This window comes from Plantactinospora sp. WMMB334 (assembly GCF_049179095.1).
Classification (GTDB): Bacteria; Actinomycetota; Actinomycetes; order Mycobacteriales; family Micromonosporaceae; genus Plantactinospora.
On sequence record NZ_JBMHME010000002.1, the window covers coordinates 7,474,403 to 7,499,840 of the forward strand.

Genomic DNA, 25,438 nt, shown 5'->3' on the forward strand with positions numbered 1-25,438 from the left:
GTCCGGGTAGCCACCGGCTACGGCCGAGTTTCGGCGGGCGGGGCCGGGGAAGCCAGGCCGAGTTTCGGCGGGCGGGGCCGGGGAAGCCAGGCCGGGTGGGACGGGGCCGGGCGCCGGCACCCTTCGTCTGTGGAACCGGGAGGCTCGACATGGGTGATCGGGACGAACTTCACGAGCTGCGCCAGCGCGCACACGAGGCGGGCATCGAGGGCAACTCCAAGATGAACGAGCAGCAGTTGCGCGAGGCGCTGAAGAAGATGGGCAAGGGGGCCGAACCGATGGTCGCCAAGCGGGAGGCCAAGGGCTACCTGTAGCCGATCTCCGGGCCGGCGTGCGGGATGCCGCCGCGGGCCGTACCGGTGTGCGGCGCCGCCGGCCCGGGGCAGCGCGCCGGGACGCAGGGGCCGGGATGCAGGGGGCCGGGCCGCGCCGGCCGGGTCAGGACCTGGGACGGGCGCGGCCGGTCGGCCAGGTGGCTCGGGCCAGCGCGGGCAGTTCCCGTCGGTGCCGGGCCAACAGCAGTCCAGCCAGGATGGCGTACGCGACCGCGACGCCGTACCGGACCGTCTGGGTGGGGACGGCGAACTGGACCGCGAAGAGCAGGAAGAGCAGCGCCGCCTCGGCCCGGGAGATCCGCAGGTCGGCCAGGACGGCGACGCCGAGCAGGGTCTGCGCGGCGGTCAGGTAGAGCTCCTCGGTCTGCCGCTCGTCCAGGGCCAGCCCGGCGAACTCGCCACCGCCGAGATAGAAGGCGACCGGCAGGCAGGCGATCAGCAGGGTCCACTGGTTGAGCTTCGCCGCCAGCAGGGCACCGAGTCCGTCGTCGGCCCGACCGCGCAGCGCGAAGGCCACCGCCACGATCACCTCGGGTGCCTCCGAGGCGACCGGGGCGAGCCACTGTACGAGCAGGAACTCGTCGATGCCGAGCGCCGCGCCAGCCTCGACGAGAGACCTGCCGAACGGCTCGGCCGCGCTCAGGATCACCACGGCCGCCGTACCGAAGAGCGCGGCGACGGTCAGCCGGCGGCGGGTGGTCGGTTGCCTGGCGAGGGTGGCGGCCACCCCGACCAGGGACTCCTCGGCGTGCTCCGTCCGGCCGGTCCGGGACAGGTAGAGCCCGAAGAGCGCGCCGAGCACGATGGTGTCGTACCAGGCCAGCCGGCCGGTCGCCGGGATCACCAGGGCGTAGGCGGTGGCGAGGAGCAGGTAGGCCGTCTCCGTCCGGCGGTGTGCCGAGACGCTGACGCCGTTGCGGTCACCGGGCTGCCCGCGCCGGCGGACGGCCCAGATGGCGGCGAAGACCAGCAGCGGCCAGGCGACCCCGATCAGCAGCCGGTTGGCGCCGGTCATGTTGGCCAGTGCGAACGCCGCGAACGCCGGATCGGAGCCGGCGGAGAAGGCGAAGTAGATGTCGATGGCGTACTCGGGAAGCACCGCGACCAGGGCGAGCAGGGCGAGCGACAGGCTGCCCGGCAGGTCGACGCGGGCCACCTCGGAGCCCCACATCAGCAGGGCCACCGCCGAGAGCACCGCCACCCCGAAGACCGCCATCCCGGCCAGCGCCGGCAGGTGACCGCCGGAGAGTCGGATCGCGACGGCCGGCGCGGCCGCCAGCAGGACGACACCGACCCGGACGGCCACCCCCCGGGCCGGTACCGTGACATCGAGTCCCACTCGCACCGCCGCCACCCCCGCCCGGAACGAGCCTGCCGGAACCCTGCCCCGGGTAGGTGCGAATCGCCCAGATCCCGCGGCGGGTGGCAGGTCGGATGGCAGGTCGAGGTGGCGCTACCGGGCCCCTTCGCCGTCTCCGGCAACGCGGCGGTGGGGTACGTTGACGCCCTGGCCGTCGCGAGCTGGGGAGGTGGCACCGATCTCCGCCCCCGCGTCCACCCCGGAACCCGCGCCGGTGTCCTCGGGCGCGACCGACTCCTCGCCCTCCGCCACCTCTGCGGCCTCGCCGTCCTCCTCGTCCTCGTCCTCGGCCTCGCCGCCGTCGTCATCCTCGCGCTGGCTCGACGGGGAGGCCCTCGTCCACCGGCTCCGTACCGCCGGTTGTGTCTTCGCCGAGGAAGAGGCGGAACTGCTGACCGGCGCCGCGCGGTCCCCGGCCGAACTGCTGGCCATGCTGGATCGGCGGGTCGCTGGTGTGCCGTTGGAGCACATCGTCGGCTGGGTCGACTTCTGCGGGCTGCGGGTTGCCGTGGACCCCGGGGTCTTCGTGCCGCGTCGCCGCACGGAGCTGCTGGTGCGCCGGGCGGCCGCACTGGCCCGCCCGGGGTGCACGGTGCTCGACCTGGCCTGCGGCTGTGGTGCGATCGGGCTGGCGCTCGCCGCTCTGGTCAGGGACATCGCGCTGTACGCGGTGGACGTCGAGCCGGCCGCCGTGCGCTGCGCGCGGCGTAACCTCGCCCCACTCGGTGGACGGGTGTACGCCGGAGACCTGTACGACCCCCTCCCGCCGCGGCTGCGCGGCCAGGTCGACGTGCTGGTGGCGAACGTGCCCTATGTGCCCAGCGAGGCGATCGCCCTGCTGCCGCCCGAGGCGCGGCTGCACGAGCCGCTGGTGGCCCTGGATGGTGGCCCCGACGGGCTCGACGTGCTGCGCCGGGTGGCCGCCGCAGCGCCGGGTTGGCTCGCTCCCGGTGGCCACCTGCTGCTGGAAACGAACCCGGAGCAGGTCGAGGTCGCGGTCACCGAGCTGGTACGGGCCGGCCTCGCCCCGGCGGTGTTCACCGAGAACGAGTTTCCGATGACCACCGTGGTCGTCGGCGGCGATAGCTGACCGGGCAGATCGCGACCGGTGCCTCAAGGCTCCGCGCCGGGTGCCGCACTGCTCCGCGGCACGTCCTGTCACTGCTCCGGCGCGGCCAGGATCTCGGCGATCTTCGCCGCGTCCCCGGCGGTGTGCGCGGCGAGCAGTTCGGCGAACCGCTCCGCCGGCATCACCCGGAGACCCAGATCGGTGGCCTTCTCGGCCTTGCTGCCCGCGCCGTCGCCGACCACCACCAGGTCGGTCCGCCTGGAGACCGACCCGGACGACCTGCCGCCGAGCCGCTCGACCGCCTCGTTGCCCTCGTTGCGGGTCAGCCCGGGCACCGAGCCGGTCACGACCACCGTCATCGGCGCCCCGTCCGGCCTGCGCAGCGGCAGGGCGGTCGCCGTCGGGACGCCGGGACCGCCGTCCTCGTCGCTGCCGCCCCTGCCGGCCGGCGCCGGACCGGTGATGCCCGGCTCGGTCATGTTGACTCCTCGGGCGGCGAGCCTCTCGACCACCGGGGCCAGCTCGACCAACTCCGCCGCGATGGTGACGGCGCGCTCCGGGCCGACGCCCTCGACCTCCTGCAGGTCGGCGACGGAGGCATTCAGCAGCGCCGCCATGGTGCCGAAGTGCCGGGCGAGCCGGCGGGACATGGACCGGCCGGTCATCCGTACCCCGAGACCGGTGAGCACCCGGGAGAGGGGCTGGCGCTTCGAGGCGTCGACGTTGGCGACGAGCTTGCGGGCGGAGGTCTCGCCCAGCCGCTCCATCGTGGCCAGTGTGCCGGGATCGAGATCGTAGAGGTCGGCGGGATCGGTGACCAGGCCGGCACCGACGAGCAAATCAATGATCTTGCTGCCCAGTCCTTCGATGTCCATCGAGTCCCGGGCCGCGTAGTAGGCGAGCGACTCGCGGGCCCCACAGGCGCGCCCCTGCGTGCAGCGCCAGCGCTTCTGCGACCGGTCGATCTCGCCGTCGCAGCGCGGGCACCTGCTCGGCGGCTCGTACGCGGTCGACTCCGCCGGCCGCTCGTCGAGCTTGGCGCCGGTGATCTCGGGGATCACGTCACCGGCCCGCCGGACGAACACGGTGTCGCCGGCCCGGACGTTGCGCCGCACCAGGTCGTCGAAGTTGTGCAGGGTGGCCGAGGTGACGGTCACCCCGCCGACCTGCACCGGCGCCAGCACGGCGACCGGGGTGATCACCCCGGTCCGGCCGACCTGCACCTCGATCCGGAGCAGGGTGGTGGTGCGGGTGTCGGCGGGGAACTTGTAGGCGATGCCCCAGCGGGGTGCGCGGGTGCCCGAGCCGGCCAGTTCGCGGTCGGCCGGATGGTCCGCCTTGATCACCGCCCCGTCGATGCCGAAGCCCAGCCCGCCCCGGCGGGCGTAGAGGGACTCCACGACGGCGAGCACCTCCTCGACGGTGGCGCAGAGCGGCATCCCGGCCGGTGAGCCGGCGGTGGTGGCGACGCCGAGGCTCTCGACGTACGCCATGGTGGCCGAGTGGGATCGGGGGTCGGTCGCCCCGCCGGCGTCGTCGAGGCCGTGCACCGAGTAGGCGAGGAAGGAGAGTGGCGCGTCGTACGCCCGGTCCTGAGCCCGCAGCGTGCCCGCGGCGGCGCTGCGCGGATGGGCGAAGGGCGGTTCCCCGTGCCCGGTGCGCAGCTCCTGAGCCTGGGCGAAGTCGGCGTCGGTCATGAACACCTCGCCACGGATCTCCACGGTGAGCGGCTCGCCGAGCCGCTCGGGCAGGCCCGCGGCCCGGCGTGCCTGTGGCGTCACGTCCTCGCCGGCCAGGCCGTCGCCCCGGGTCGCGACCTGGGTCAGCCGACCGTCCACGTAACGGGCGGCGATGGCCAGACCGTCGATCTTGGGCTCCACGGTGTAGCCGGCGGCGGGCCGGCCGAGCAGCTTGTCGAGCCGGGCCGCCCAGCGGGCCAGCTCGGCCTCGCCGAAGACGTTGTCGAGGCTGAGCATGGGGATGCTGTGCACCACGTCACCGACCACCCCGGCACCGGCCGCCACCAGCTCACTCGGCGAATCGTCGGCCTTCCAGTCGGGTCGTGCGGTCTCGGTGGCGACGACCCGGGCCATCAACCCGTCGTAGGTCGCGTCGTCCATCGCCAGCTCCGCGCCGCCGTAGTAGGCGGCGGCCGCCGCCCTGATCTCGGCGATCGCCGCCGCATAGGCCGGACGGTCGGCGAAGGGCCGGGCGTGCGCGGCGTCGACCGGCGGATCCACCCGATCGACCGCCCCGTCCTCCCGATCGACCGCCCCGTCCTCCGGATCGACCGTGGCACCGCCCGCCCGGTCGGGCCGCTCGTCGGTTTCCACCGCCACTGCCTCGTGCGCCACGAGGTCCCCCTCCCGTCAGACCCGCAAGCTCGGCGTTCAGCCTAGGTACCGGGTACGACGACGAGTCGCCGCGCCCGCCCGGCCCGTGCCGACCTGGCGCCGCGATCGAGCGGGAGTATTGACAGCTTTCAACAGCGGGCCCAAGCTGAGAGGAATAGAGAGCGCTCTCTACGCCCTCGAACGAGGGCAGACCACCACCAGTCTGGCCAGCGGTCTCCCGCGTCTTCGGCGGCGGCGCCGGAACCCCCGCTGGCCGCTCACCAGCGAGGAGTTTCGCCATGGAAAGGGCCGCACCCTTCCCCGGCACGCGCCGCCGGCTACGCATCGTGACGCTGTTCGGTGCCCTGCTGGCCCTGCTCGGCGGCTACGCCGTGATCGAGCGCGCGGAGCCGGCCGAGGCCCGGGTCGTCCGGGTCGCCGAGTTCCTGGCCGACTGTCCCTACAGCCACCGGTTGCCGGACGACCCGATCATCTACCCGGGCCTGCCCGGCGCCTCCCACATGCACAGCTTCTTCGGCAGCACGGCCACCAACGCCTACACCAACCTGGCCGACCTGCTGAACTCGAACACGACCTGCAACCCGCGGGTCGACGTCTCGTCCTACTGGGTGCCCACCTTCTACGCGGACAACGTCCCCGTGGAGCCGACCATCGTCACGTTCTACTACCTCGGCGAAGGCGTCCGCAGCGACATCGTCGCCAACACCCAGCCGCTCCCGCTGGGCCTGCGCATCGTGGCCGGCAACGCCCGCGCCACCGGCCCCGACTCGACCACCATCTCCCGGTGGTCCTGCCTGCACGCCGGGCACGTCGGCGCCTCCAAGGACTTCGTCAACTGCCCGGCCGGGACGATGATCGAGTCGTACCTCGACTTCCCGCAGTGCTGGAACGGCCGTGACCTCGACTCGCCGGACCACAAGAGCCACATGGCGTACCCGGTGAACCAGGCCTGCCCGTCGAGCCATCCCGTGGCGGTGCCGAAGCTGCGTCAGGTGCTGCGCTATCCGGTGAACGGCAACCCGGCCCGGTTCCGCCTCGCCTCCGGCGGCGGCTTCACCATGCACGGTGACTTCTTCAACGCCTGGCCGGAGGCCGAGATGATGCGGCGGGTCCGGGACTGCATCCGCCCGGTGATCAAGTGTGGTGCGGACGGCAGCCCGAGCTGACGTGGCATGTGCGGCGGGCTCGGCCGGAGCCGGCCCGCCGCGGAGCACGCCGACGGGTCGGCACCCGGAGGCCCGAAGACGGGCCAGGAGGAGGGGGCGCGGATGAGGCAGGCGGCCGCCGTCGTACCGGCCGGCGCGCTGCTCGTCGCGGTGCTGCTGGTCGGCGGCTGCGCCGGCTCCGCCGTCCCGGGGCCGACCATCGGCGGTACGCCCGGCGGCGCGGCTCCGGCCGACGCCGGTCCGGCGGCCGACCCGCCGGGTACGCCGGGATCGTCGAGCCCGTTCAACGGCACCGACATCGCCTGGCTGCAACTGACCGTCGCCATGCACGAACGGGTACTGCCGCTGTTGGAACTGGTGCCGGAGCGGACCGGCGAGCCGGCCCTGCGCCGGCTCGCCGCCCGGGTCCGGGACACCCACCGTGCCGAGCTCGACCTGTCGCGCCGACTGCTCGACCGATCCGGCGCACCGAAGACGAACCCGCACGAGGGGCACGACATGCCGGGCATGATGACGGAAACCGAGCTGAGCGCGCTCGGCACCGCCCCCGACGCCGAGTTCCGGCGGCTCTTCGGCCAGCATCTCCGGGAGCACCTAAAGCAGTCCGTCCGGATCGCGGGTGCCGAGCAGCGTGCCGGCGCCGAGCGGGAAACCACGGCCCTGGCCGCCGCGATCGTCAGGACGGGTACCGAATACCTGACCCAACTCGGTGAGCTCGACGGCTGAGTAAGTCGACATTAAACACATTTCCGGGCAAGCCCCCGGATCAGCCGGACCCCGATTTGGCGTTCCCGGTCCGGCGGTGTAACTTTCTGCGTCGGCAGGGCACCGGGCAAGCCCGCGGAGCGATACCGCGGCGGCCGGCCTGCCAAACCCCGGACGATCGCGGCGGTGACCTGCCGCGCGCGTACGGGTGCCCGACGGTAGGACGAAGCACGACAAACCGGGAGACATCGGTTTGACGGGGTGGAAACAGTCGGGTAAAGTACAACAAGTGCCTGGCGGTGACGCTGGGTGTGGAGAGATGGCCCTGGGTGGCTGGCTTGTGTGGCTGGTTGTCTGGTGTGTGTTTGTTCTTTGAGAACTCAACAGGGTGCTTGATATGCCAGTGCCAAATGGTTTTGTTTGTTTGGCAGCAAGTGTTTTTTGTTGCTGGGTTTGATTTCTCTGGTTTTTGTTGGAGAGTTTGATCCTGGCTCAGGACGAACGCTGGCGGCGTGCTTAACACATGCAAGTCGAGCGGAAAGGCCTCTTCGGGGGTACTCGAGCGGCGAACGGGTGAGTAACACGTGAGTAACCTGCCTCAGGCTTTGGGATAACCCTCGGAAACGGGGGCTAATACCGGATATGACATGCTGCCGCATGGTGGTGTGTGGAAAGTTTTTCGGCTTGGGATGGGCTCGCGGCCTATCAGCTTGTTGGTGGGGTGATGGCCTACCAAGGCGACGACGGGTAGCCGGCCTGAGAGGGCGACCGGCCACACTGGGACTGAGACACGGCCCAGACTCCTACGGGAGGCAGCAGTGGGGAATATTGCACAATGGGCGGAAGCCTGATGCAGCGACGCCGTGTGAGGGATGACGGCCTTCGGGTTGTAAACCTCTTTCAGCAGGGACGAAGCGGGAGTGACGGTACCTGCAGAAGAAGCGCCGGCCAACTACGTGCCAGCAGCCGCGGTAAGACGTAGGGCGCGAGCGTTGTCCGGATTTATTGGGCGTAAAGAGCTCGTAGGCGGTTTGTCGCGTCGACTGTGAAAACCCATGGCTCAACTGTGGGCTTGCAGTCGATACGGGCAGGCTAGAGTTCGGTAGGGGAGACTGGAATTCCTGGTGTAGCGGTGAAATGCGCAGATATCAGGAGGAACACCGGTGGCGAAGGCGGGTCTCTGGGCCGATACTGACGCTGAGGAGCGAAAGCGTGGGGAGCGAACAGGATTAGATACCCTGGTAGTCCACGCTGTAAACGTTGGGCGCTAGGTGTGGGGGGCCTCTCCGGTTCTCTGTGCCGCAGCTAACGCATTAAGCGCCCCGCCTGGGGAGTACGGCCGCAAGGCTAAAACTCAAAGGAATTGACGGGGGCCCGCACAAGCGGCGGAGCATGCGGATTAATTCGATGCAACGCGAAGAACCTTACCTGGGTTTGACATGGCCGCAAAACCTGCAGAGATGTGGGGTCCTTCGGGGGCGGTCACAGGTGGTGCATGGCTGTCGTCAGCTCGTGTCGTGAGATGTTGGGTTAAGTCCCGCAACGAGCGCAACCCTTGTTCGATGTTGCCAGCGTGTTATGGCGGGGACTCATCGAAGACTGCCGGGGTCAACTCGGAGGAAGGTGGGGATGACGTCAAGTCATCATGCCCCTTATGTCCAGGGCTTCACGCATGCTACAATGGCCGGTACAATGGGCTGCGATACCGTGAGGTGGAGCGAATCCCAAAAAGCCGGTCTCAGTTCGGATCGGGGTCTGCAACTCGACCCCGTGAAGTCGGAGTCGCTAGTAATCGCAGATCAGCAACGCTGCGGTGAATACGTTCCCGGGCCTTGTACACACCGCCCGTCACGTCACGAAAGTCGGCAACACCCGAAGCCCATGGCCTAACCTCTTCGGGGGAGGGAGTGGTCGAAGGTGGGGCTGGCGATTGGGACGAAGTCGTAACAAGGTAGCCGTACCGGAAGGTGCGGCTGGATCACCTCCTTTCTAAGGAGCGCCTCTCGGCGAAGGTCGGGTAGGAGCCTCGGGCCCTCCGGATGTGGGGGTTGGGGTGCTTGTTGGCGGAGACACTGGCTAGTTCACGGCTGGCAACGGCTGGTCCGGCGAGTACGGCCATCTTTCGGGGTGGTGTGGAAGGTCGGGTTGGTGCGGCTGGTGGTGGGTGTTGGGCATCCTGTTGGGTCCTGAGGGAACAACCGCGTGTGTGTGGTTGGTTCTTCTGCCAGGTGCGGCCTGGCCTCGCATACCGTTCTGGGATGTGTGTGTCCTGGGGGCTGGTGTGGGGTGGTGGGTTGTGGGTTGGTCGTTTGTTGAGAATTGCACAGTGGACGCGAGCATCTTTGTGGTCAAGTTGTCAAGGGCGGACGGTGGATGCCTTGGCACCAGGAGCCGATGAAGGACGTGGGAGGCCGCGATAGGCCTGGGGGAGCTGTCAACCGAGCTGTGATCCCAGGGTGTCCGAATGGGGTAACCTGGCACCAGTCATGTGGTGTCACCTGCACCTGAATTCATAGGGTGTGTGGAGGGAACGCGGGGAAGTGAAACATCTCAGTACCCGTAGGAAGAGAAAACAATTGTGATTCCGTGAGTAGTGGCGAGCGAAAGCGGATGAGGCTAAACCGGTTGCGTGTGATACCTGTCAGGGGTTGCGTGGTCGGGGTTGTGGGACTCCGTGGGGGAAGCTGACACTTCTCCGAGAAGTTACAAAGCCGGGTGTTAGCTGAATGGTGTGGAAAAGCCAACCGTAGGCGGTGATAGTCCGGTAGGTGAAAGCGCCTGGTCTTCTTTGTGGGTGTTCCCGAGTAGCGGCGGACTCCTGAAATCTGCCGTGAATCTGCCAGGACCACCTGGTAAGCCTAAATACTTCCTGGTGACCGATAGCGGACGAGTACCGTGAGGGAATGGTGAAAAGTACCCCGGGAGGGGAGTGAAATAGTACCTGAAACCGTTCGCCTACAATCCGTCGGAGCTTTGCCGGATTTTTCTGGTGGGGTGACGGCGTGCCTTTTGAAGAATGAGCCTGCGAGTTAGTGGCATGTGGCGAGGTTAACCTGTGTGGGGTAGCCGTAGCGAAAGCGAGTCTTAATAGGGCGTGTAGTCGCGTGTTCTAGACCCGAAGCGGGGTGATCTAGCCATGGGCAGGCTGAAGCGTGGGTAAGACCGCGTGGAGGGCCGAACCCACCAACGTTGAAAAGTTGGGGGATGACCTGTGGTTAGGGGTGAAAGGCCAATCAAACTCCGTGATAGCTGGTTCTCCCCGAAATGCATTTAGGTGCAGCGTCGTGTGTTTCTTACCGGAGGTAGAGCACTGGATGGTCTAGGGGCCCTACAAGGTTACTGAAATCAGCCAAACTCCGAATGCCGGTAAGTGAGAGCGCGGCAGTGAGACTGCGGGGGATAAGCTTCGTAGTCGAGAGGGAAACAGCCCAGATCGCCAGCTAAGGCCCCTAAGCGTGTGCTAAGTGGAAAAGGATGTGGGGTCGCATAGACAACCAGGAGGTTGGCTTAGAAGCAGCCATCCTTTAAAGAGTGCGTAATAGCTCACTGGTCAAGTGGTTCCGCGCCGACAATGTAGCGGGGCTCAAGTACACCGCCGAAGCTGTGGCATTCACACATTGACTTCGCGATCATCTTTGGGTGGTTGTGCAGGTGTGTGGGTGGGTAGGGGAGCGTCGTGCCGGGGGTGAAGCAGCCGAGTGATCGAGTTGTGGACGCGGCACGAGTGAGAATGCAGGCATGAGTAGCGAAAGAAGGGTGGGAAACCCTTCCGCCGGATGACCAAGGGTTCCAGGGCCAGGTTAATCCGCCCTGGGTGAGTCGGGGCCTAAGGCGAGGCCGAGAGGCGTAGTCGATGGATAACGGGTTGATATTCCCGTACCCGTGTAGGAGCGCCCGTGATGAACCTCGTTGTGCTAACCATCCGATCCTGTGGCGGTCTTCGGACCAAGATGGGGTTGCGTGGGGTCCTGGCGGGTAGTAGTCAAGCGATGGGGTGACGCAGGAAGGTAGCTGAGCCCGGCCGGTGGTTGTGCCGGGGTAAGCGTGTAGACCGCACCATAGGCAAATCCGTGGTGTATGTGGTTGAGACGTGATGCCGAGCCGATTCAGGTGAAGTCAGTGATCCTATGCTGTCGAGAAAAGCCTCTAGCGAGTTCCGAGCGGCCCGTACCCTAAACCGACACAGGTGGTCAGGTAGAGAATACCGAGGCGATCGGGTGAACTGTGGTTAAGGAACTCGGCAAATTGCCCCCGTAACTTTGGGAGAAGGGGGGCCGGAGACGTGAAGCCACTTGCTGGTGGAGCGTTGTATGGCCGCAGAGAGCAGGGGGAAGCGACTGTTTACTAAAAACACAGGTCCATGCGAAGAAGTAATTCGATGTATATGGACTGACGCCTGCCCGGTGCTGGAACGTTAAGGGGACCGGTTAGCTCTTCGGGGCGAGGCTGAGAACTTAAGCGCCAGTAAACGGCGGTGGTAACTATAACCATCCTAAGGTAGCGAAATTCCTTGTCGGGTAAGTTCCGACCTGCACGAATGGCGTAACGACTTCCCCACTGTCTCAACCACAGGCCCGGCGAAATTGCAGTACGAGTAAAGATGCTCGTTACGCGCGGCAGGACGGAAAGACCCCGGGACCTTTACTATAGCTTGACATTGGTGCTTGAATTAGCTTGTATAGGATAGGTGGGAGCCGGTGAAGCCTATACGCCAGTATGGGTGGAGGCAGTCTTGAAATACCACTCTGGTTGGTTCGGGTATCTAACTTGGGGCCCTTATCGGGTTCAGGGACAGTGTCTGGTGGGTAGTTTAACTGGGGCGGTTGCCTCCTAAATGGTAACGGAGGCGCCCAAAGGTTCCCTCAGCCTGGTTGGCAATCAGGTGTTGAGTGTAAGTGTATAAGGGAGCTTGACTGTGAGACTGACGGGTCGAGCAGGGACGAAAGTCGGGACTAGTGATCCGGCACTTGCGTGTGGAAGCGGTGTCGCTCAACGGATAAAAGGTACCCCGGGGATAACAGGCTGATCTTCCCCAAGAGTCCATATCGACGGGATGGTTTGGCACCTCGATGTCGGCTCGTCGCATCCTGGGGCTGTAGCAGGTCCCAAGGGTTGGGCTGTTCGCCCATTAAAGCGGTACGCGAGCTGGGTTTAGAACGTCGTGAGACAGTTCGGTCCCTATCCGCCGTGCGCGTAGGATACTTGAGAAGGGCTGTCCCTAGTACGAGAGGACCGGGACGGACGAACCTCTGGTGTGCCAGTTGTCCCGCCAGGGGCACGGCTGGTTGGCTACGTTCGGGAGGGATAACCGCTGAAAGCATCTAAGCGGGAAGCCTGCTTCGAGATGAGGTATCCCACCCCGTGTGGGGGTAAGGCTCCCAGTGAGACGACTGGGTTGATAGGCCGGAGATGTAAGCCAGGTAACTGGTTCAGTTGACCGGTACTAATAGGCCGAGGACTTGTCTACAAAGCTGCTACGCGTCCACTGTGTGATTCACAGCAAACGAACAACGATGTGTTCCCGGGTGTGGCCGGGGTGTTGTTTGTTGTGTTGATAGGGTTACGGCGGTTATGGCGGAAGGGAAACGCCCGGTTACATTCCGAACCCGGTAGCTAAGCCTTCCAGCGCTGATGGTACTGCACTCGGGAGGGTGTGGGAGAGTAGGACACCGCCGGACATTCTCAGCGAAGTGGCGCCACCCGGTACGGGTGGCGCCACTCGCATTTCCGGCCCTGTCTGGAGCTTGGCCGGTCCCCACGGACCCGGCCAGGTCTCCCCGACGGGTCAGCCGCCCAGACTCGCCGCCGCCGAGGCGATCGCCGAGGAGAAGTAGCTGACCTGGGTGTAGACGCCAGGATAGTTCGCCCGCGCACACCCGTAACCCCAACTCACGATGCCGACCTGGACCAGGCCGCTGCCGCCCTGCCGGAACATCGGGCCACCGGAGTCGCCCTGGCAGGTGTCCACGCCACCGGCCATGTAGCCGGCACAGATCTCCTCGGCCGGGATGACGTCACCGTCGTACGAGCTCGGACCGTTGCAGACCGAGTCACTCACGAACGGCACGCTCGCCTTCATCATGTACCGCTGCTGGGCCCCGCCCTCGCGGGTGGCGCCCCAGCCGGCGACGGTGAAGGTGCCGCTGTCGTACGCGCTCGACGTGGCGATCGGCAGGGTGCTGAGCCCGGAGACCGCGCTGGCCAGCCGGATCAGCGCCCAGTCGTCGCCGTAGCCGTTGTAGCCCGGCGCCCGGTAGACGTAGTTGGAGCGGACCTGGATCCGGCTCGACGACTGGAGGTCGACCACGCCCAGCGTGGCGGTGATGCTGGAGTTGCTTCCCGTCCGCCCGACGCAGTGCGCGGCGGTGAGCACCAGCCGCGGGCTGTAGAGCGCTCCGCCGCAGCCCATCGAGAGTCGTACCATGAACGGGAACTCGCCCTGCGCGGCGCGGGTGCCGCCGACGACGAAGGGTGTGACGTCGCCCTCCGGGGCGGCGTTCGCCGGTGCGGCGAGGGTGACGGCGCCGACGCTCACCGCGGTCAACGCGGTGGCGGCCAGGCGGCTGAGGAAGCGCCAACGAGCCATGGGGGTCCTCTCCGAGCATCGATGGCGCGCCTTGTGGGCGCGCCCCAGATCACGATGCCGGCAGCGTATGGACCTCCATCGCTGTATCGCAATGTGCACATGTCATCCCGGTTGCGTCATACCACCGGGCGGCGGGCGGGTCAGCCGCAGCGGTACCGGGGCTCGGCCAGGTATTTCCAGGTGAACTTCTCCCGCTTGACGACCTTTCCGTCCCGGTGGAAGAGCCGGAACGCGTCCTGGGTGAACCCGCCGATGCCGTTTGTGGGAATGCAGGACGGACCCGGCTGGAGCTTGATCACCTTTGGCTTGGTGACGTTGCGGCGCGGACTCCACTCCGTCGTCACCCGGTCGTAGACCCTGGTCCCCCAGACCGACACGGTGATCGAGCTGGAGGTGTACGAGGTGTCGATCAGCACGCCGTGCGGACTGTCGTTGCGGAACTTGAAGTCGAGGTCCGGCCAGAAGATGGTCGACTCGATGACCGGCGGATAGCGGCTGAACCAGTAGGAGTGCGGCTTGTGCTCCACGTCCTCCAGCCCGGCGTAGTAGGTCGCGTTGAAGAGCGTGGTGGTGAACTGCGAGGTGCCGCCGCCGACCCCCGGCACGAGCTTGCCGTCCAGGATGACCGGTGCGTCGCGGTAGCCCTGGGCGTAGCCCCGCTCCCCGGTGTGCCCGTTGAGCGAGAACGTCTCGCCGGGCCTGACCACCGTGCCGTCCACCTTCCGGGCGATCGTCATGATGTTCTGGCTGCGCGGCGAGCCGGCACCACCGGTGAACCTGGTGGTGAAGGTGGAGACCCGCTCCTTGATCCCCATCTTCCCCAGGTCATCCGCGCTGAGCTTCGGTGCGACGGGCTTGAGCTGCGCCCGTACCGTGCGCCCGTCGGCCCTCGGCAGGACCGCCATCAGGTCCCGGGCCAGCGCGCCGGTGTCCACCTGCCGCCCACCGGACCCGGCGGTGATCCGCGGCTTGTTGCCCTGGATCGAGATGCCGGCGTCCTTCGGCTCCACCTCGACCTTCCCGAGCTGGCCGGCGAGTGCCGCGCGCAGCTTCTTCCCGTCGATCCGTGGGGCGATCCTGCCGTTCCTGTCGGCGGTCAGCACGAGACTCTTCGCGATCGCGGCCGGTGGGACGGAGAAGTCGCCCCGCTCGGTGCTGACCGTGACCGGGGCGGCGACCGCCGGCCTGGCCAGCTCGTCGACCAGCCGGTCGACCTCGTGGGTGGTGGTCGCCGGATGCGTCTCCACAAGCGGTATCTCCACCGGTTGGCCGCTCAGCCAGCCCGCGCGCAGCGCCTCCGCCGAGTCCTCGGCCCGCAGCACCCGGCCCGGCCTGGGGTAGACCGGCCGGGGGGTGGTGCCGCGGAAGGTGATCGCCGGCAGCGTCATCCGCTGCCCGGCGTCCCCGGCGATCTTCCGCAGCTCGGCGTCGAGTTTCTCGGCGTCGAGGGTGACCACCGGCTCGCTGCTCCGGGAGCCGAAGAGCAGGCTCAGCGGGCCGGGCCGGTGTGCCGCGGCCGCGGCCACCGTCGCCTCCACGTCCACCGCCAGGCCGACCGCGTCCGGCGAGACCTCGCCGGTCCGGTCGCCGATGCGGACCGGCACCGGGCTGGTGAACGCCTCGGGCCGGGAGGTCAGGTCGGCGCGGAGCGCCTGCACCGCCTCCGCCCGGCTCCTGCCACCCAGCTCGACGCCGAGCACGGTGGTGCCCCGGGGCACCTCACCGGCGTACGCGTAGCCGGCGGTGGCGCCGCCGCTGGCGACGAGCACCGCGGCCGCGGCGCCACCGGCGAGCAGCATCCGCCGCAGCCGGCGCCGGGGTGCGGGCCCGCCCGGTGCACCTACCGGACCGCCGGAACCGGGCCGGGACGGGGTGTCCCCACCGACCGGTGCCGGGCCGGCGCCCGCTCCGGCACCACCGGCCGGTGCACCGTCGGGGCGCTGGTCGGCCGGCAGGGTGACGGCGGTGATCCGGATGGTGGGGCGCTCCTCGGCAGGCATCGCGACGGCGGGCATCTGCACGGTCGGCTGCTCGTCGGCGGGCACCCTCTTGCCGTACTGACTCACGGACACCTCGATCAGGGCGGTACGGCGGGCCCGGAGACGGCCCGCGCGGCAAGACCTTGACCGACTACGGTAACCAAGACCCGATCAGGATGCCGCACCCGGTCCGGCCGGAGCCGATATGGAGGGTGTGTCCTCCCCCGCTCGGCCGGTCGACGCGAAATACGTGAATAGTCCGATCTTCCGCCCCGTTACGACCGAACATCCATGGTGTTCCGTACACCTGGCAGCTCTCGGTTCGCCACCGGGCCCGCATATGCTCCGACCGTCCACCCCCTAACGGAGGCAACTTGATGCGCCGGAACAGACGCGGACGTTCGCTTCGGGCGCTGGGTGTGCTGCTCACCAGCGGCGCGCTCGGTTTGACCAGCGGAGTCCCGGCCGTCGCCGACGAACCTGCGGCGACGCCCTTGATCAGTGAGATCCACTACGACAATGCCGGTACCGACACCGGCGAGGCCATCGAGGTGGAGGCTCCGGCCGGTACCGACCTCACCGGATGGCAGCTCGTCCTCTACAACGGCAACGGCGGGGCGCCGTACAACACCCGGACGCTGAGCGGCGCGGTGCCGGCGGCCGGGGTGGTGGTCGCGACGTACCCGACCGACGGCGTCCAGAACGGCGCGCCGGACGGGATCGCGCTGGTCGCGCCGGACGGCGCGGTCGCCGAGTTCCTCAGCTACGAGGGCGGGATGACCGGGGTCGGCGGCCCGGCCGGCGGGCTGGCCGCCACCGACATCGGCGTGGCCGAGACCAGCAGCACCCCGACCGGCCACTCGCTGCAGCGGATCGACGGACAGTGGCGGGCCCCGGCCCCGAACAGCTTCGGCACCCGCAACGGCGGAGGCGGCGACCCGGACCCGGATCCGGTCGGCTGCGACGTGCCGGTCAGCCACACCATCGCCCAGGTCCAGGGCACCGGCGACGCGACACCGCTGGCCGGCACCCGGGTGACCGTCGAGGGCGTGGTCACCGCCGACCACCGGACCGGTGGCTACAACGGCATCTACCTCCAGACCGCCGGCAGCGGCGGGCGGGCGCCGGCCGCCGGCACCGCCTCGGACGGCATCTTCGTCTACCTGACCAGCAACGCCGCCAACCACCCGGGCGTCGCCGTCGGCGACCGGGTCCGGGTCAGCGGCACCGCGGGCGAATACAACGGGCTCACCCAGGTCAGCATCGCGGCAAAGGCCGACGTGCAGGTCTGCGGGGAGCAGGTCGCGCTGCCGGCACCGGTCGCGCTCCCGCTGCCGCTGGCGGCGCCGGCCCGGGAGTCGGTCGAGTCGATGCTGGTCGCCCCGGTCGGCCAGTTCACCGTCTCCGAGGTCTACAACACCAACCGGTACGGCGAGGTCGTGCTCGCCGCCGGCGACCGTGCCGCGGTGATACCCACCGACGTCGCCCGGCCCGGCACCGACGCGGCCCGCGCCGCGGCCACGGCGAACGAGCTGGCCCGGCTGCTGGTCGACGACGGCCGGACCACCAACCTGGCAAGCGCCGGCCTGCTGCCGCCCTACCTGGCGCCGGGCAGCCCGCTGCGGGTCGGCGACAGCGTCGAGGCGTTCGGGCCGACCGTGCTCTCGTACGGCTTCGACGATTGGCGGCTCCAGCCGACCACCCCGGTCAGCGCAGACACCCCGCCGGCCGCCCGGACCACCTTCAAGGTCACCAACCCGCGTACCCCGGCACCGCGCAACGTCGGCGGCGACCTCACGGTCGGCGCCTTCAACGTGCTGAACTACTTCGTCCACTTCGGCGGAGACGCCCGGGGTGCCGAGGACGAGGCGGCGCTCGCCAGGCAGGAGGCGAAGATCGTCTCGGCGATCAACGCGCTCGGCGCCGACGTGGTCGCGCTCCAGGAGATCGAGAACTCGGTCCGGTTCAACGCCGCCGACCCGCAGCAGGCACTCAAGCGGCTGGTCGACGCGCTGAACGCCGCGGCCGGGGCCGGCACCTGGGACTACGTGCGCACCCCGGCGGAGCTGCCGGCGGCGGCGCAGCAGGACGTCATCACCACGGCGATCATCTTCAAGCCGGCGAAGGCACAGCCGGCCGGCCCGCCCCGGTCGGTCGACGACGAGACCGTCTGGTTCAACGCCCGGGAGCCGATCGCACAGACCTTCACCTCCGGCGCGCTCACCTTCACCGTGGTCGCCAACCACCTCAAGTCGAAGAGCAGCTCCGACTCGGCGACCGGCGACAACGCCGACAGCGGTGACGGGCAGGGCGCGTTCAACGGCGACCGGGTCCGGCAGGCGCAGGCGCTTACCGCCTTCGTCGACCGGCTCAAGGCCGACAGCGGCAGCGACGAGGTGCTGCTGCTCGGCGACTTCAACGCGTACACCCGGGAGGACCCGATGCAGGTCCTCTACGACGCCGGGTACGCCGACCTGAACGACACCGGCAGGTCCAGTTACGTCTTCGGCGGCGAGTCCGGGTCGCTGGACCACGCGGTCGCCTCGCCGTCGCTGGCGGAGCGGGTCACCGGGGTCGACGTCTGGCAGATCAACTCGCACGAGTCGTACGCCTTCCAGTACGACGGGCACCCGGCGTTCTTCGCGCCGGACCCGTACCGGGCCAGCGACCACAACCCGATCCTGGTCGGGCTGGAGACCGGGGCGACCGGCCCGGTCGAGCTGCAACTGCTGAGCATCAACGACTTCCACGGCCGGCTGGAGTCGCCGGGCAACGCGCCCGACGGCCGGCCGGTCGGCGGGGCCGCCCAGCTCGCCGGCCTGGTCGACCAGTTGCGGGCGGAGAACCCGAACACCGCGTTCGTCTCCGCCGGTGACAACATCGGCGCGTCGACGTTCGTCTCCGCGATCGACCAGGACAACCCGACGATCGACGCGCTGAACGAGATGGGGCTGGACGCCTCGGCGGTCGGCAACCACGAGTTCGACAAGGGCATCGCGGACCTGACCGGCCGGGTCACCGACCGGGCCGACTTCCCGCTGCTCGGCGCGAACGTCTACCGCGGCGACGAGCGGGCGCTGCCGGCGTACTCGGTCAGCACGGTCGGCGGGGTCCGGGTCGGCTTCGTCGGCGTGGTCACCGAGCAGACCGGTTCGCTGGTCAGCCCGGACGGCATCGCCGGGATCACCTTCCGGGAGCCGGTGGCCGAGGCGAACGCCGTGGCCGGCCAGCTCAAGGACGGCGATCCGGCCAACGGCGAGGCCGACGTGGTGGTGCTGCTCACCCACGAGGGCGCCGCGACCGAGAACATCGACTCGGCCGAGGAGCTGGCGAACGACCCGGTCTTCGGGAAGTTCACCAGGGCCGACGCCACCATCGACGCCATCCTCAGCGGGCACACCCACCAGCCGTACGCCTTCGAGGTGCCGGTGCCCGGCACCGACCGGCTGCGGCCGGTGGTGCAGGCCGAGGACTACGGCAAGCGGCTGGGCCGGGTCAACCTGACCGTCGACCCGGCCGGCGGCACGGTCACGGCGGCCGACGCCGAACTGGTCGACGTGGTCGGCGCGCCGCAGGACCCGGAGGTCGCCGCGATCGTGGCGGCGGCCAAGGAGCGGGCCGAGGAGCTGGGACAGCAGCAGCTCGGCTCGATCACCGGGGACATCCGGCGGGCGTACAACGAGGCGGGGAACGAGGACCGGGGCAAGGAGTCGGTGCTCGGCAACTTCATCGCCGACGTGCAGCTCGCCGGCACCAGCGCGCCGGGCCGGGGCGGGGCGCAGATCGCGCTCATGAACCCGGGCGGTCTCCGCGCCGACCTGGTGTACGCCCCCGACGGGGTGGTCAGCTACGCCGAGGCGTTCTCGGTGCAGCCGTTCGCCAACGACGTGGTGACGAAGACCTTCACCGGCGCCCAGCTCAAGCAGGTGCTGGAGGAGCAGTGGCAGCCGGCGGGCGCCTCCCGGCCGGTGCTCTGGCTGGGCGTCTCCGACGGGTTCTACTACACCTACGACCCGGAGGCGGCGCAGGGCTCCCGGATCACCTCGATGTCCCTGGACGGCGTGCCGATCGACCCGGCCGGCAGCTACCGGGTGACGGTCAACTCGTTCCTGGCGGCCGGCGGGGACAACTTCGCCACCCTGGCCGGCGGCACCGACCCGTTCACCACCGGGGACAACGACCTGACCATGCTTGTCGACTACTTCGCCGAGCACTCGCCGGTCACCGCCGACCCGGAGCCGCGCTCGGCGGTCGGTCGGCCGGGGCCGCAGTGCGACACGACGATCACCGGCCGGCACCACCGGCCACTGATCGTCTTCTCCGGGCTGACCTGCCTGGACGGCGCGACCGTCTCCGGTCCGGTGACCGTGCTGCCCGGTGCGTCGCTGCGGGCGAGCGGCGGCCGGATCTCCGGTCCGGTGACCGCCACCGGTTCGGAGCTGCTCACCCTGAGCGGCACCACGATCTCCGGTCCGGTCACCGTGGTCGCGGCGCGGGGTCCGGTGCTGGTCGAGGAGGGCCGGGTGAGCGGCCCGGTCTCGGTCGCGCTGAGCACCGGCGGGGTACGGGTCGACGGCGTCACCGTCTCCGGTCCGGTCTCACTGGTTGGCAACACCGGCAGCCAGCCGGTGCTGGTCGCCGGCAACACCATCAGCGGGCCGTTGGCCTGTGCGGCCAACACCCCGGCGCCGGGCAACGACGGCCGGGCCAACACGGTCCGGGGGCCGAAGGCCGGACAATGTGCCAGGCTGTGACCGACGGTTTCAGCGCTGACCGACGGTTGAGCTAGTTCGTCGCGACTGCGGGTCCGGGGCCGGTGACCGGTTCCGGACCCGCAGTCGTCTGTCGGAGCTGCCCTGGCGGCGGTAGCTGTCCGGGCCGGTGGGAGGGACGAGGGTGAGCGGTTACCAGCCCGTACCGTTGCCGAGCGGCGCCGCCGGGACGTCCAGGGACGACCTGGTGGCCGGCCTCACCGACTGGGTGCGGTCCCGGCCGCTGCGGGATCTGGTGGCCGCGTACGGGGCCGAACTGCCCGACCGGATGGCTCCGGCGGAGCTGCTGGCCTGGCTCGACGACTTCTCGGCCCGGCACTGGGACTTCCGGCGCCGACACGGCGCGGTCGAGCGGGACGAGGTGGCGGAGACCGCTCTCGCCCCCGCCGTCGCGGAGCTGGTCCGGACGGCCGCCGAGGCGCTCGGACTGGCCGGCCCCTGCCCGGTGCCCGCCGGGCGCTACGACCACCTGCTGGTGTTGGGCGGGCTGGCCCGATCCTGCCTGGACCGGACCGGCTACGCCGCCTGGCTGGTCGGCACCGGCACGGTCGAGGTCGGCGAGGTCGCCGCGCTGGGCAGCTTCCGTCCGCTCCGCCCGGTCGAGATCGAGCGGCTCCACCTTCCGGCCGGCCGCACCGGCGGCGACCCCGCCGAGCGTGCCGCCCGGCCCGACTCCGAGCACGTCGCCCGATTCGACGGTGGAGCCGCCTGGCGGGATGCCGGCGAGCGCGCCGCCCAACTCGACGGCGGTTACGAGGTGGACGCGATGGAGCTGGGTATCCGGGCCGCGTTCGGCTGCCCGGCGCCGGTGCAGCAGCGCCGCTCGACGGGAGAGATCACCCATCGCTCCTGGTCGGTCGCGGTCTACCGGCCGGCCGCCGGGCCGGTGGTGCGGGTGCTGGCCGCCCCGTCGACCGAGCCGGCGACCCGGCGGGCGCACACCTCCGACACGTACCACTTCTGGGCGGCGGAGGTGAGCCCGGCGCCCGGCGCCCGGGTGCTCGTGCTGACCTCGCGGCTCTACGTGCCGTTCCAGCACTGCGACGCGATCCGGACGCTCGGGCTGGGCTACGGATGCCAGGTGGAGACGATCGGGCTGGACCCGGGTCTGTTCCCCGGACACGGGCCGGTCGAACTGGGTGCGGACCGCTATCTCCAGGAGATACGTTCCGCAATCCGGTCCATACGCAATCTGTTCGGGGTGCTCGGAGAATTACCGTCCGGATACGTGCCGTAGGGCGTCCGCCGCATTGCACAGTCCCCTGTGGATGGCAAATCGGATTACTCGCCCGGACCCTACCACAGCAGGGATTTGCCAACGGAGACCGCCGGATCGGCCTGGTGTGACCGGCCTAACGGACCATCTTGGTGCGCAGAGCCGAAACGGGGCAGCGCGCCGAATAAAGAAGCCCTTAAGGTTACTCCGGCGTCGCCCCACGGGGGGCAAACTCCCTATCTGGGCAGTGCGACGCGTGATCTGTTGCGAGGAGTCCCCTTGCCTCCACGTTCCATTTACCGGCCGTTGGCGTTCGCCTCGGCCATCGCGCTCACCGCGACCGCGGTGGTCGCGGGTGCGACGGCCGCGCAGGCCAGCCACCCCGGCGATCCCGGCGCCCCGAGCACCCTGACCGCGAGCAACGGCGGCGACAGCATCCAGTTCCGCGGCGGTTCCGCTCTCCAGTTCGTCAAGTGGGAGGAGGACAAGCACACCTACAACGTGCGGGACGCCGCCTGGGCGCCCGACGGCAGCCGGGCGATCTTCGCCACCGACGCCGGCGACATCGTGACCATGCGGTACAACGACGGCGCCAACTATTGGTGGGTTTCGCCCTACCACGCGCACACCTCGCCCCCGTCGGCGGTGCGCCGCGACCCGGTCTACCGGAGCCAGGGTCTCGGCGTGCTCTGGGCAGCCAAGGAGCCCGGCCAGTTCTGGCGTATCGAGGCGCAGGTCGCCTCCGGCGGCTACTCGCCGACCGAAATCAGCCCCGGCGACGGGCGTCACTACCTGGCCCCGGACTCCGGGCCCGGAGCGCTCACCGTCTACCAGACCCAGGGTGGCAGCGCGGACACGCCCTCCGGGCAAGCGGATGTCGGAGTCTTCGACGGTCTCACCTGGCAGACCATCCTGGAGGACGCCAGCAGCCCGTCGATCTCGCCGAACGGCAAGAAGGTCGCGTTCGTCCGCGGCGGCCAGGTCCACGTCGCCGACATCGACGGCAGCGACGTCGTCGCGGTGACCTCGAACGCGGCCACCCACGACGACCCGACCTGGTCGCCCGACGGCTCGACCATCGCTTTCACCCAGGGCTCGGGCGTGGCGACGGCGCCCGCCGACGGCAGCGGGGCGGCGAACCCGACCACCGTGCCGGGGCTGTCCGGGGTGCCGGCCTACCAGCCGCGCATGGCCGACCGGGTGGCCCGACTCGCCGGTGCGAACCGGTTCGGCACGGCGACCGCCGTCGCCCGGGCACACTGGGCGACCGCCGCCGACGAGAACGACGCACGCCAGTTCGCCGAGTCGGTGGTGCTCTCCCGGTCGGACCTCTTCGCCGACGCGCTCGGCGGTGCGGCGCTGGCCGCCGCCAAGCAGGGTCCGCTGCTGATGACCCTGCCGACCACGTTGAACGTCGACACCGAGGCCGAACTCAAGCGGGTGTTGCCCGCCGGCAAGACGGTCTACCTGCTCGGCAGCACCGGCGCGATCTCGACGGCGGTGGAGAACCGGATCAAGGCGTTGGGCTACCTGACCGAGCGGCTCGCCGGGGCGAACCGCTACAGCACCTCGGTCGCGATCGCCGACGAGATCAACCCGAACCCGGACCTCGTGCTCGCCGCGACCGGCGTCAACTTCCCGGACGCGCTCGCGGCCGGTGCGGCGGCCGGTTCGTTCAACCTGCCGGGCTACGGTGTGTCGGCCGTCGTCGTGCTCACCGCCGACAACCGGCTGTCGGCCGACACCAAGAGTTACCTCGACCGGGTCGAGAGCGGCGCCGAGATCTATGGAATCGGCGGGCAGGGCTACGCCGCCACCGAGGCGTACGGGTCGGGCCCCGTCGTCGGCGTCAACCGCTACGAGACGGCACTCCTCGTCGCGTACAAGTTCTTCGGCGGCACCAACTACGCCGGTGTGGCGACCGGCTTGAACTGGCCGGACGCGCTCTCCGGCGGTGCCCTGATGGCGACGCTCAACGGTCCGCTCCTGCTCACCCGGGGCGATTCGTCGGCGCTCTCCCTCGACCCCGAGTTCTTCCTCGACGAGCACAGCGGCTCCGTGCACACCGGGATCATCTTCGGAGCCTCCGGTGTCGTCTCTAACGGGCAGCAGGGGCCGATCGGCACCTGGCTCAGCGGTCCGGGCGGCTTCACCACCGGGCAGAACCCGACCGACATCGGCCTCGCCGGTCTGGAGCGGGGCGTGCAGAACCAGACCGCACGTGGTGCCCGAATCGCCGAGGAGCCGAAGGCCCCTGGAAACGAGCTCAGGGAGCCGCTCTCCCGGCGGTGACCGCTGGCAACAGCGTCAGGTAACGAAGGAACGCGGGTAACGAAGGGGGCCGGTCGACCGACCGGCCCCCTTCGCCGTGCGTGCGCCGCAGCCGTACTACGACTGGTCGGCGGTCTCCTCGATCGCCTGCCGGAAGACCCGGGACCGGTGCGCGTAGTTGTCGAACCGGCCATAGCTGGGCGCGGCCGGTGAGAGCAGCACCACCCCGCCGGCCGGGGTCCGTTCCCGGCCGAGCCGGACCGCCTGCACGAGGTCCTCGGCGGTCAGCGTGGTGATCGTGTCCAGATCCTTGACCGCGTCCAGGATCCGTGGCCCACTGTCCGGGATGCCGATCAGGGTCGCCGCCACCTGCTGCTCCGCGAGGAAGTCGCGCAGCGGCGTGTAGTCCACCCCCCGGTCCTCGCCACCGACGATCACGGTCAGCGGACGCGTCGCGTACGCCTCGATGGCGTGGATCGCCGACTGCGGGATCGTCGAGAGCGAGTCGTCGACGAAGGTGATCCCGGACGGGTCCTCGATCGGGGTGAGCCGGTGTTCCAGCACCGGCAGGGTGGCCAGGGCGGCGGCCAGCCGGTCCCGCTCGGCGGCACAGTCGACGCCGACCGCCCGCAGCGCGGTGAGCGCGACGCAGAGGTTCCACTCGTTGTGCCGCCCGACAAGCGGCAGCGCGGTACGCGGAAAGAGCGGCCGGTCGCCGAGGTGTATCCAGCGGCTGCCGTCCGGGGCGACGGCCACATGGAACGCCGGCTCCCCGGCGGCGCGGGATGTGGGCTCCCCGGCGGCGTCGGATGCGGTGGCCGAGCCGGCCGGACACAGCGGCAGCCCTGGCCGGGCACCGAGTTCGGCGCGGAGCCGCTCGTCGTGCGCGTTGAACACCACCGCGCGGGGCCCGTGGTCGACGAGGTTCAGCTTGTGGCGGTAGTACTCGGCCTCGCCGCCGGCCCAGTCCAGGTGCTCCGGTGCCAGCGAGGTCAGCACCGCCACCTCGGGCGAGTCGCTGAGGTCGGCGCACTGGTACATGGAGAGTTCCAGGACGTAGCGCCGCGCGGGGGGCAGGTCGAGCACCGGGACCCCGATGTTGCCGCCCATCACGTTGGGGTGGCCGGCGGCGGTGAGCAGGTGACTGATCAGGTTGGTGGTGGTGCTCTTGCCCTTGCTGCCGGTGACCCCGATCGTCGTGGCCGCGTGTTCGGCCATCCAGAGCGCCGTACCGCTGGTGATCGGGATGCCGCTCTCGCGCAGGCGTACCACCCAGGGGTGGGTCTCGCCGATCACCGGGGACCGGACCACCACGTCCGACCGGAGCAGTTCCTCCAGGGCGGCCGGGCCGGTGTGCAGCGGGGCCAGCTCGGCGAGCCGGCCCGTCCAGGGCTTGGCGGCGTACGTCTCGCGGTCCATCACCGCGACCAGGTCGGCCGCTCCGACCGGGGCGATCGCGTTGATCGCCGCGACGCCCTCCCGGCCGGTGCCCCAGACCGCGACCCGCCGGCCGTGCAGATCCGCCAGTTGCACTTGACAACTCCCTCCGGTACGCGCCCAAACTCTAGTCCCGCGTCACCCGGCTCCGGGCGGGGACGTCCAGGCTGGAGGCGGCGCCCCGCCTC

13 protein-coding genes and 3 rRNA genes are annotated in these 25,438 nt (G+C 69.5%); 10 read left to right on the plus strand and 6 right to left on the minus strand.

Annotated elements, in window-relative coordinates:
- The first annotated feature begins 149 nt into the window (after positions 1–149).
- Positions 150–314 carry a hypothetical protein gene (locus ACN27G_RS32420; protein ID WP_421496468.1) on the plus strand — a complete coding sequence of 55 codons (165 nt, stop codon included), beginning with the start codon at positions 150–152 and terminating at the stop codon, positions 312–314.
- Between the two features lie 124 nt (positions 315–438).
- On the opposite strand, the gene ACN27G_RS32425 is transcribed toward ACN27G_RS32420, so the two are convergent.
- Both ACN27G_RS32425 and ACN27G_RS32430 read right to left on the minus strand, forming a co-directional pair.
- Complete coding sequence (locus ACN27G_RS32425) at positions 439–1,680, minus strand: sodium:proton exchanger (protein ID WP_421496469.1); 1,242 nt, start codon at positions 1,678–1,680, stop codon at positions 439–441.
- Between the two features lie 108 nt (positions 1,681–1,788).
- Positions 1,789–2,127, minus strand: a complete 339-nt coding sequence (locus tag ACN27G_RS32430; protein WP_421497632.1) for a hypothetical protein — start codon at positions 2,125–2,127, stop codon at positions 1,789–1,791.
- On the opposite strand from ACN27G_RS32430, the gene ACN27G_RS32435 reads away from it, so the two are divergent.
- Positions 2,084–2,785 carry a putative protein N(5)-glutamine methyltransferase gene (locus tag ACN27G_RS32435; RefSeq protein ID WP_421497542.1) on the plus strand — a complete coding sequence of 234 codons (702 nt, stop codon included), beginning with the start codon at positions 2,084–2,086 and terminating at the stop codon, positions 2,783–2,785. The two genes, ACN27G_RS32430 and ACN27G_RS32435, sit on opposite strands and share 44 nt — an antisense overlap.
- Before the next feature lie 68 nt (positions 2,786–2,853).
- Here ACN27G_RS32435 and ligA read toward each other — a convergent pair whose 3' ends face one another.
- Complete coding sequence (gene ligA, locus ACN27G_RS32440) at positions 2,854–5,118, minus strand: NAD-dependent DNA ligase LigA (RefSeq protein WP_421496470.1); 2,265 nt, start codon at positions 5,116–5,118, stop codon at positions 2,854–2,856.
- 278 nt (positions 5,119–5,396) lie between these two features.
- On the opposite strand from ligA, the gene ACN27G_RS32445 reads away from it, so the two are divergent.
- From ACN27G_RS32445 to rrf, 5 genes are all read left to right on the plus strand, one after another.
- Positions 5,397–6,284 (plus strand): DUF1996 domain-containing protein, encoded by an 888-nt coding sequence (locus tag ACN27G_RS32445; protein WP_421496471.1) that lies wholly within the window; start codon positions 5,397–5,399, stop codon positions 6,282–6,284.
- Between the two features lie 102 nt (positions 6,285–6,386).
- Complete coding sequence (locus tag ACN27G_RS32450) at positions 6,387–7,010, plus strand: DUF305 domain-containing protein (RefSeq protein WP_421496472.1); 624 nt, start codon at positions 6,387–6,389, stop codon at positions 7,008–7,010.
- A 448-nt stretch (positions 7,011–7,458) separates the two neighbouring features.
- A 16S ribosomal RNA gene (locus tag ACN27G_RS32455) occupies positions 7,459–8,978 on the plus strand.
- A gap of 357 nt (positions 8,979–9,335) precedes the next feature.
- A 23S ribosomal RNA gene (locus ACN27G_RS32460) occupies positions 9,336–12,456 on the plus strand.
- A gap of 94 nt (positions 12,457–12,550) precedes the next feature.
- Positions 12,551–12,667, plus strand: a 5S ribosomal RNA gene (rrf, locus tag ACN27G_RS32465).
- The 16S, 23S and 5S rRNA genes sit together here, the layout of an rRNA operon.
- 107 nt (positions 12,668–12,774) lie before the next feature.
- On the opposite strand, the gene ACN27G_RS32470 is transcribed toward rrf, so the two are convergent.
- Positions 12,775–13,575 carry a S1 family peptidase gene (locus tag ACN27G_RS32470; RefSeq protein WP_421496473.1) on the minus strand — a complete coding sequence of 267 codons (801 nt, stop codon included), beginning with the start codon at positions 13,573–13,575 and terminating at the stop codon, positions 12,775–12,777.
- Between the two features lie 140 nt (positions 13,576–13,715).
- The gene (locus tag ACN27G_RS32475) at positions 13,716–15,590 is read right to left on the minus strand and encodes a VanW family protein (protein ID WP_421497543.1); all 1,875 of its coding nucleotides are present in this window, start codon (positions 15,588–15,590) and stop codon (positions 13,716–13,718) included.
- Between the two features lie 341 nt (positions 15,591–15,931).
- Between ACN27G_RS32475 and ACN27G_RS32480 the strand changes: the two genes are divergently transcribed.
- The 3 genes from ACN27G_RS32480 (at position 15,932) to ACN27G_RS32490 (ending at position 23,834) form a co-directional block, all read left to right on the plus strand.
- Positions 15,932–20,308 (plus strand): ExeM/NucH family extracellular endonuclease, encoded by a 4,377-nt coding sequence (locus ACN27G_RS32480; RefSeq protein ID WP_421496474.1) that lies wholly within the window; start codon positions 15,932–15,934, stop codon positions 20,306–20,308.
- A 142-nt stretch (positions 20,309–20,450) separates the two neighbouring features.
- Positions 20,451–21,563: a hypothetical protein gene (locus ACN27G_RS32485; protein WP_421496475.1), complete on the plus strand. Its 1,113-nt coding sequence runs from the start codon at positions 20,451–20,453 to the stop codon at positions 21,561–21,563.
- A gap of 258 nt (positions 21,564–21,821) precedes the next feature.
- On the plus strand, positions 21,822–23,834 hold the full coding sequence (locus tag ACN27G_RS32490) for a cell wall-binding repeat-containing protein (RefSeq protein WP_421496476.1): 2,013 nt from the start codon (positions 21,822–21,824) through the stop codon (positions 23,832–23,834).
- A 96-nt stretch (positions 23,835–23,930) separates the two neighbouring features.
- Here ACN27G_RS32490 and murD read toward each other — a convergent pair whose 3' ends face one another.
- Positions 23,931–25,346, minus strand: a complete 1,416-nt coding sequence (gene murD / locus ACN27G_RS32495; protein WP_421496477.1) for a UDP-N-acetylmuramoyl-L-alanine--D-glutamate ligase — start codon at positions 25,344–25,346, stop codon at positions 23,931–23,933.
- Positions 25,347–25,438 lie beyond the last annotated feature (92 nt).

Excerpts from the sequence above, each read along its gene's own strand:
- ACN27G_RS32470 (WP_421496473.1), bottom strand. The coding sequence starts at position 13,575 with ATGGCTCGTTGGCGCTTCCTCAGCCGCCTGGCCGCCACCGCGTTGACC.
- ACN27G_RS32480 (WP_421496474.1), top strand. The coding sequence starts at position 15,932 with ATGCGCCGGAACAGACGCGGACGTTCGCTTCGGGCGCTGGGTGTGCTG.
- ACN27G_RS32475 (WP_421497543.1), bottom strand. The coding sequence starts at position 15,590 with ATGCCCGCCGTCGCGATGCCTGCCGAGGAGCGCCCCACCATCCGGATC.
- ACN27G_RS32450 (WP_421496472.1), top strand. The coding sequence starts at position 6,387 with ATGAGGCAGGCGGCCGCCGTCGTACCGGCCGGCGCGCTGCTCGTCGCG.
- ACN27G_RS32430 (WP_421497632.1), bottom strand. The coding sequence starts at position 2,127 with ATGGCCAGCAGTTCGGCCGGGGACCGCGCGGCGCCGGTCAGCAGTTCC.
- ACN27G_RS32420 (WP_421496468.1), top strand. The coding sequence starts at position 150 with ATGGGTGATCGGGACGAACTTCACGAGCTGCGCCAGCGCGCACACGAG.
- ACN27G_RS32445 (WP_421496471.1), top strand. The coding sequence starts at position 5,397 with ATGGAAAGGGCCGCACCCTTCCCCGGCACGCGCCGCCGGCTACGCATC.